Annotated in this window: 7 protein-coding genes; 2 read left to right on the top strand and 5 right to left on the bottom strand. The window is 72.0% G+C overall.

Annotated features, from left to right (window positions below; genetic code table 11):
• The coding region (locus NON00_RS18775) for a response regulator (protein WP_256024234.1) at positions 1-632 on the top strand (632 nt) is incomplete at its 5' end.
• 43 nt (positions 633-675) lie between these two features.
• Here the strand turns inward: NON00_RS18775 and NON00_RS18770 are convergent.
• From NON00_RS18770 to NON00_RS18755, 4 genes are all read right to left on the bottom strand, one after another.
• Positions 676-1,017, bottom strand: coding sequence for an Hpt domain-containing protein (locus NON00_RS18770; RefSeq protein ID WP_256024233.1), 342 nt, complete (start codon positions 1,015-1,017; stop codon positions 676-678).
• Between the two features lie 90 nt (positions 1,018-1,107).
• Positions 1,108-2,334, bottom strand: a complete 1,227-nt coding sequence (locus NON00_RS18765) for a multidrug effflux MFS transporter (RefSeq protein WP_256024232.1) — start codon at positions 2,332-2,334, stop codon at positions 1,108-1,110.
• Between the two features lie 197 nt (positions 2,335-2,531).
• Positions 2,532-3,389, bottom strand: a complete 858-nt coding sequence (locus NON00_RS18760; protein WP_256024231.1) for a TIGR01459 family HAD-type hydrolase — start codon at positions 3,387-3,389, stop codon at positions 2,532-2,534.
• The gene (locus NON00_RS18755; protein WP_256024230.1) at positions 3,386-4,447 is read right to left on the bottom strand and encodes a quinone-dependent dihydroorotate dehydrogenase; all 1,062 of its coding nucleotides are present in this window, start codon (positions 4,445-4,447) and stop codon (positions 3,386-3,388) included. The genes NON00_RS18760 and NON00_RS18755 overlap by 4 nt, the downstream gene beginning before the upstream one ends.
• 135 nt (positions 4,448-4,582) lie before the next feature.
• On the opposite strand from NON00_RS18755, the gene NON00_RS18750 reads away from it, so the two are divergent.
• Complete coding sequence (locus NON00_RS18750; protein ID WP_256024229.1) at positions 4,583-5,428, top strand: DMT family transporter; 846 nt, start codon at positions 4,583-4,585, stop codon at positions 5,426-5,428.
• A gap of 310 nt (positions 5,429-5,738) precedes the next feature.
• Here the strand turns inward: NON00_RS18750 and NON00_RS18745 are convergent, their stop codons facing one another.
• Positions 5,739-6,593 carry a hypothetical protein gene (locus NON00_RS18745; protein ID WP_256024228.1) on the bottom strand — a complete coding sequence of 285 codons (855 nt, stop codon included), beginning with the start codon at positions 6,591-6,593 and terminating at the stop codon, positions 5,739-5,741.
• Positions 6,594-6,644 lie beyond the last annotated feature (51 nt).

Genomic DNA, 6,644 nt, shown 5'->3' with positions numbered 1-6,644 from the left:
TGCGCGCCCAGGCCGGGCCGGGGGGGGCGCTGCTGCTGCTCTGCGCCGCCGCGCCAGCCCCGGGGGAAGTGGGGGCCGGCCTGCCCGTGCTGCTCAAGCCCAGCCTGCCCCCGCGCCTCGCCGAGGCGGCGCAGGCCGTGCTGGCGCCGCCGGCGGGGGGAGAGGCCGCCGGGCAGGAGAAGGCCCAGGAGAAAATTGAGGAGAAAATTGGGGAGAAAATCGGGGAGAAGGCCGAGGTGAAGGGGGCGGCGCCCGCCCTCGCCGTGCTGATGGCCGAGGACAATGCCACCAACCAGGCCGTGATGCGCGCCATGCTGGAACGCCAGGGCTGCGCCGTCGCCCTCGCCCAGAACGGCGCCGAGGCGGTGGCGATGGCCGCCAGCGCCCCCTTCGACCTCATCCTGATGGATATGCAGATGCCGGTGATGGACGGGCTGGCCGCCACCCGCGCCATCCGCGCCGCCGCCGGGCCCAACCGGGGGGCGCGCATCATCGGCCTCACCGCCGCGGTCGGGCCGGAATACGAGGCCGAGTGCCGCGCCGCCGGAATGGACGACTACCTGCCCAAGCCCGTCCGGCGCGATGCGCTGCAACGCCTCCTGGCGGGGCAGGCGGTGTCGTCGGCGGGGTAGGGAAGCGGTTCTTTTTTGGGAAAAAAGAACCAAAAAACTTTTTTCAGGGGAGGGGGGGGGAAAGCAGGGCAGCCAGTTCCCGCAGCGCCTCGGAGGCCGCCACATCCAGGCGCGGCAGCAGGTCCGCCGGGCACAGGCTGGGCAGGGGGCGCATCGCCTCCCGGCACAGCGCCTCCAGCTCCCGCGCGCCGATCGCCCCGGCCGCCCCCGCCAGGCCATGCGCGCCCCGGCGATAGCCCTCCAGGTCGCCACCCTCCGCAGCGGCCCGGATCTGCCGCGCCAGCCGCGCCAGATCCGCCTCGAAGGTGCGCAACACCGTCACGAAGACCTCCGGCGGAAGGTCCTCGGCGAGTTGCTGGGTGATCTGGGGGTCAAGGGCGCTCACGGGGTGACCCTGGCAAACCCGGATGGGGCGGTCAACGCGGGACGGTTGAGAATGTGATGAAAATCGTAAACAGGTCTCGGGAAACGAGAGTCATGGCCGCTGTTGCTGCGCGTGGCGTGCGCCGCGCAGCGCCAGTTGCGCGCCGAGCGCGCAACCCGCCATGGTGGCGGCGGTGCCGAGGCCATTGCCCAGCTCCACCAGGCTCGCCAGCTGGGTCACCACCGCGCCGAAGCCCATCTGCAGGGCGCCCACCAGACCGGAGGCCGTGCCCGCCAGCTGCGGCTTCACACTGACGGCGGCGGCCACCGCATTGGGCTGGGAGACGCCATTGCCCACCGCGATGAGGCTCATCGGCACGAAGAAGACCGCGGCGGAGAGCGGCAGCAGCGCCTGCGCCGCCACCCCGGCCAGGGTGGCCAGGGTGCAGACCACCAGCCCCGCCCCCAGCATCCGCATCAGCCCGAGCTTCACCGAATAGCGCCCGGCCAGGAAGGAACCGGCGCCATAGGCCACCGAGATCAGCATGAAGGCGGTGGCATAGCCGCGCGGCGTATAGCCCAGCCCGTCCATCATCACCCGTGGCGCGCCGGCCATGAAGGCGAAGAAGACGCCGGTGGTGCAGGTGGTGATGGCGGTGTAGCAGCGGAAACTGCGCAGCATCAGCAGCTGGAGATAGGCCCGCCCCATGCCGGCGAGGCCGGGCAGGGGCTGCGCCTCGCCCAGGGTCTCGGGCAGGCGGCGGGCCAGCAGCAGCATCGCCACGCCGAAGCCGAGGCAGGCCACCATGATGCTGCGCCAGCCGAAGAGCGCGGCGAGTTCCGCCCCCAGCAGCGGCGCCAGCATGGGCGCCACCGTCATGCCCATCATGACGAAGCCGATCTTGCTGGCCGCCTGATCGCGCGGGAAGACATCGCGGATGATGGCGCGCGTCAGCACCATGCCGGCACAGCCCCCCGCCGCCTGCGCCGCCCGCGCCAGGGTCAGCCACCCCACCGTGGGCGCCAGCAGCGCCGCCGCCGAGCCCAGCACATAAATCACCAGCCCGGCCATCAGCACCGGCCGCCGCCCGAAGCGGTCCGACATCGGCCCATAGATGAGCTGCCCCAGCGCGATGCCGACCAGATAGACCGTCAGCGTCAGCTGCACCTGGGCGTAAGGCACGGCGAACAGCGTGGCCAGCAGCGGCAGCGAGGGAATGAGGATCTGCATGCTGAAAGGGCCAAGGCCCATCAGCAGCGTCAGCAGCCATGTCTCGGGCACGCGCCGCGCGGTGGCCTGGGGCGGAATGGTCTCACGGGGCAGGTCGCGCGGGCTCATGGCGGGCAGAGTATGGGCAGAGGCGGGCGGGGGGAAGGCGGGCGGGCCAGGTCAGCCGTGCGCCCCACGCCGTGCGTGGTCTTGAGAGGGGCTTTGCCCCTCTCAAACTCTCCCGACCAAAGGCCTGAGGCCTTTGGAAACCCAGTTGTGCGTCCCCTTGATGGGGGGAGGGGGCGAAGCCCCCTCAGGCGCCGCGCTTACCAGCGCAGGCTGCGCAGCGCCGCCAGCGGCTTGACCCCTTCCTGTCGGGCCTCGGCCGCCAGGGCTTCCGGCGCCGGATTGGGGCCGAAATGGTTCCCTGCCAGCCCGGTCAGCGCCCAGACGGCGGCGATCCCGACGCCCTCCGCCCCGGCCAGATCGGTGTGCGGCGTGTCGCCGATCGCCACGATCCTGTCCTTCGGCAGGGCCAGGGTGGCCAGCACCGTCTCATAGACCATGGCGTCCGGCTTGCCGATCTCCAGCACATCGCCGCCCAGGGCCAGGTAGACATCGGCCAGGGCGCCGGCGCAGATCAGCTTCTGGCCGGAGACCATGACGGCGCGGTCCGGGTTGGTGCAGAGCATGGGCAGCCCCGCCGCCGCGCAGGCGGTGAGTTCGGCGCGGTAGGGCTCGACGCTCTGTGGCCCGCGCTCCGGCTCGGGGCCGGTGTTGAGCAGGAAATCCGCCTCGGCCGGGTGCTTCGCCAGGGTGATGCCCAGGCCCTCGATCACCGAGAGGTCACGCTCCGGCCCGATATGGAAGGCGCGCTGGCCGAGCCGGGAGAACCAGGGATGCGTCTTGTCGCGCAGCAGGGTCCAGGCGACCTCGCCGCTGGTCACGATGCCGTCGAAGAATTCCCCGCCCAGCCCCATGCCTTCGAGCTGCTTCGCCACGAACCAGGAGCGGCGCGGCGCGTTGGAGAGCAGCACGATGCGCTTGCCGCGGGCGCGCAGTTCGCGCAGCGCCTCGGGCACGCCCGGATAGGGCTGCGCCCCGTCATGCAGCACGCCCCAGATATCGAGGACGAAGCCGTCATGGCTCTCGGCCAGCGGGGCCACGCTTTCCAGGATCTTCATCGGGCATCGGCTCCTACGGCCTCGTGGAGATGGGCGAAGCCGTCGCGCTTCAGCAGCGCGGCCAGCTCCTGCTTGACGCGGCCGACTAGGGCCGGGCCGGCATAGGCGAAGGCGGCATAGAACTGCACCAGCGCGGCGCCGGCGCGGATCTTGGCATAGGCCTGCGCGCCATTGGACACGCCGCCGCAGCCGATCAGCGTCAGCCGCCCGCCGGCCAGGCCATGGACCCGCCGCAGCAGGGCGGTGGAAGGCTCGAAGAGTGGCTGGCCGGAGAGGCCGCCGGTCTCGCCCTTGTGGGCGCTGCGCAGGCTGGCCGGGCGGCCGATGGTGGTGTTGCTGACGATCAGCCCCGCCACGCCATGCGCCACGCAGGTCTCGACCAGGGCGGGCACCGCGTCATCGGCGAGGTCGGGGGCGATCTTCACCAGCACGGGGGGCTGGTGCGGCTGCTCCGCCCGGGTGGCGGCGACGGCGGCGAGGATGGCGGCCAGCTTCGCCTCGCCCTGGAGGTCGCGCAGCCCCGGCGTGTTGGGGGAGGAGACGTTGATGGTGACGTAATCCGCCTGCGGCGCCACGGCGCGGTAGAGGGCGGGGTAGTCGCGTTCCGGATCGGCGCCTTCCTTGTTGATGCCGATATTGGCGCCGAGCACGGCGGGCAGCGGCCGGCGCAGCGCGGCGAGGCGGCGGGCGAAGGCCTCCACCCCCTCATTGTTCATGCCCATGCGGTTGATCACCGCCGCATCCTCCACCAGCCGGAAGAGGCGCGGCTGGGGGTTGCCCGCCTGCGGGCGCGGCGTGGTGGTGCCCGGCTCGACGAAGCCGAAGCCCAGGCGCATCAGCGGCGCGACGGCCACCGCGTTCTTGTCGAACCCCGCCGCCAGCCCGATCGGGTTGCGGAAGGCGAGGCCGAGGGCGGTGGTGGCCAGCACCGGGTCGTCCGGCGTGGCATCGGCGCCGGCGAGGCCGAGGGCAAGGGCCTTCAGCGCCAGGTTGTGCGCCTGTTCGGGGTCGAGGCCGCGCATCAGCGGCATCAGGGCGGAGGCGAGGGCGGGGGTCATGGCGTCCCGCTTGTGCCCCGCCGCGCCGCGCAGGGGAAGGCCGGGAATCGCAACCCCGCCGCCGCCGCGCGGCAATTGACGTGGCGCCCGCGCCGCCCGAGAAGCCAGGACTTCCGGGCCGGGGGAATCAGGATCGTGCAGGGACCATTGCTGCTGCTGGGCGCGCTGGGGCTTTTCGCCGCGCTGGATGCCAACAGCAAGCTGCTGGCCGGCTCCTATTCCGTGGCGCAGGTGGTGCTGATCCGCCAGGTGGTGATGCTGCTGCTGCTCTTCGCCGCGCGGCTGCTGCGGCCCGGGGTGGGCGGCCCGCTTGGCACCGCCCACCCCCTGCTGCACCTGCTGCGGGCGGGTGGCATGCTTGGCTCGGCGGTCGGCTTCTTCCTGGCGCTGCGCGAGATCCCGCTGGCCGAGGGCTACCTCGTCTACTTCACCGCGCCTTTCATGACGCTGGCGCTGGCGGCGCTGGTGCTGGGGGAGGCGCTGCCGCGCGCCGTCTGGCTGTGGAGCGGGGTGGGCTTCCTGGGCGTGCTGGTGGCGATGGCCCCTGGCCTCTCCGCCGGGGGCAGCCTGCTGGCCTATTTCTACGCCCTGCTCGGCACGATGAGCTATGCGACGGTGCTGACCATCAACCGCCGCCTGCGCGATGAGCCGGGCATTGCGCGGCTGATCCTGTGGTCCGCCCTGCCGGGCGGGCTGGTGCTGCTGCCCTTCACCCTGTGGGGCTGGGTGGCGCCGGGGGGGTGGGACCTGTTCTGGCTTTCCCTCAACGGCCTTCTGGCCGGTGGCGCGACGATCTGCCTCGCCGCCGCCTTCCGCCGGGCGAGCGTGGCGCAGCTGGCCCCCCTGGAATTCTCCGCGCTGCTCTGGGCGGTGCTGGCCGATTTCGCCCTGTGGGGTGTGCTGCCGCAGCCGGCGACACTGGCGGGTGCGGCGATCGTGGTGGTGGCCTGCCTGATGAGCCAGCGCGCCCAACGCCCCTAATTTTTCTGTCAGGCTGCCGCCGTCTCCCGTCCAGGCGGGACTCTTTTTCGGGCTGCCGCCGTCTCCCGTCCATGCGGGACTCTTTTTCGGGCTGCCGCCGTCTCCCGTCCAGGCGGGACTCTTTTTCAGGCTGCCGCTGTCTCCCGTCTAGGCGGGACTCTTTTTCAGGCTGCCGCTGTCTCCCGTCCAGGCGGGACTCTTTTTCAGGTTGCCGCTGTCTCCCGGCATGGCGGGACGCTGCACTGGAAAAAGTTTTTTGGTTCTTTTTTCCAAAAAAGAACTTTTTCTTTCTGTCTGACCGCTGGCTGCCTTACCGCCGGACCGGCCCCGCCTCATTGAGGGCGAGGTTCTGCATGGCGAGATCGGCGGCCATGCTGTCAGGGGCGAGCTGGACGGCGAGGGTCCAATCCGCCCTGGCGCCGGCCGAGTCGCCCTTGAGCTGGCGGAGGATGCCGCGTTCCAGGAAGGCCTCGGCATTGCGGCCATCGAGCTTCAGGGCGGTTTCGATGTCGCGCAGGGCTTCGTCGGTGCGGTCGAGGTGGCGCAGCGCGGCGGCGCGGAAGACCCAGGCCTCGGTGCGGCTGCTGTCGGTGGCCAGGGCGTGGTCGAGGTCGAGCAGGGCATCGGCGTAGCGGTTGATTCCCGCGGCGGCGATGGCGCGGTCCACCAGCAGGGCGGTGTCGTCCGGCGTCAGGCTGAGGGCGAGGGTGGTGGCGCCGTAGGCATGGATGCTGTCACCGGCCATCATCCAGGCCTGGGCGGCCTGGGCGTAGATGGCGGCGCGGGCCGGGGTGCCGGCGGTGGAGGTGGCGGCCAGGCGCTCCAGCCGCGGCGCGGCGCGCTCCGGCTCGCCGAGGGCGATGAGGCTGAGGGCGAGGCAGTGCCGGGCCGGGTCGCCGCCGCCCTGTCCTTCCCATTCCGTGGCGCGGGTGAGGGCGCCTTCCGGGTCGGCGCGGAGCAGGTCGAGGCAGGCCTCGTATTCGGGCGCGTCGGAGATGCGGGGCGGCTCCGGCGGCAGGGGGAGGTTGTCGGCCGAGGGCGCGGTGCCGGTTTCGGCCGCCTCGGGCATCGAGGGGGCGTGCAGCAGGAAGGCGCCGCCGGCAAGCGCGGTCAGCATGGCGGCGGCGAACACGCCCAGCAGCGCGTTGCGGAGGGGGGCTCGCATGGCGGCACTCTAGCCCTCCGCGCGGCGCCGCGCCACATGGTGTCCATGACA

The organism is Roseomonas sp. GC11 (assembly GCF_024437745.1).
Taxonomy (GTDB): Bacteria; Pseudomonadota; Alphaproteobacteria; order Acetobacterales; family Acetobacteraceae; genus Pseudoroseomonas.
This window is presented reverse-complemented; position numbering and strand designations above follow the sequence as displayed.

What these genes read in the sequence shown, in the direction of transcription:
- NON00_RS18765 (WP_256024232.1), bottom strand. Translation starts at nt 2,334, where the DNA reads ATGAGCCCGCGCGACCTGCCCCGTGAGACCATTCCGCCCCAGGCCACC.
- NON00_RS18760 (WP_256024231.1), bottom strand. Translation starts at nt 3,389, where the DNA reads ATGAAGATCCTGGAAAGCGTGGCCCCGCTGGCCGAGAGCCATGACGGC.
- NON00_RS18745 (WP_256024228.1), bottom strand. Translation starts at nt 6,593, where the DNA reads ATGCGAGCCCCCCTCCGCAACGCGCTGCTGGGCGTGTTCGCCGCCGCC.
- NON00_RS18755 (WP_256024230.1), bottom strand. Translation starts at nt 4,447, where the DNA reads ATGACCCCCGCCCTCGCCTCCGCCCTGATGCCGCTGATGCGCGGCCTC.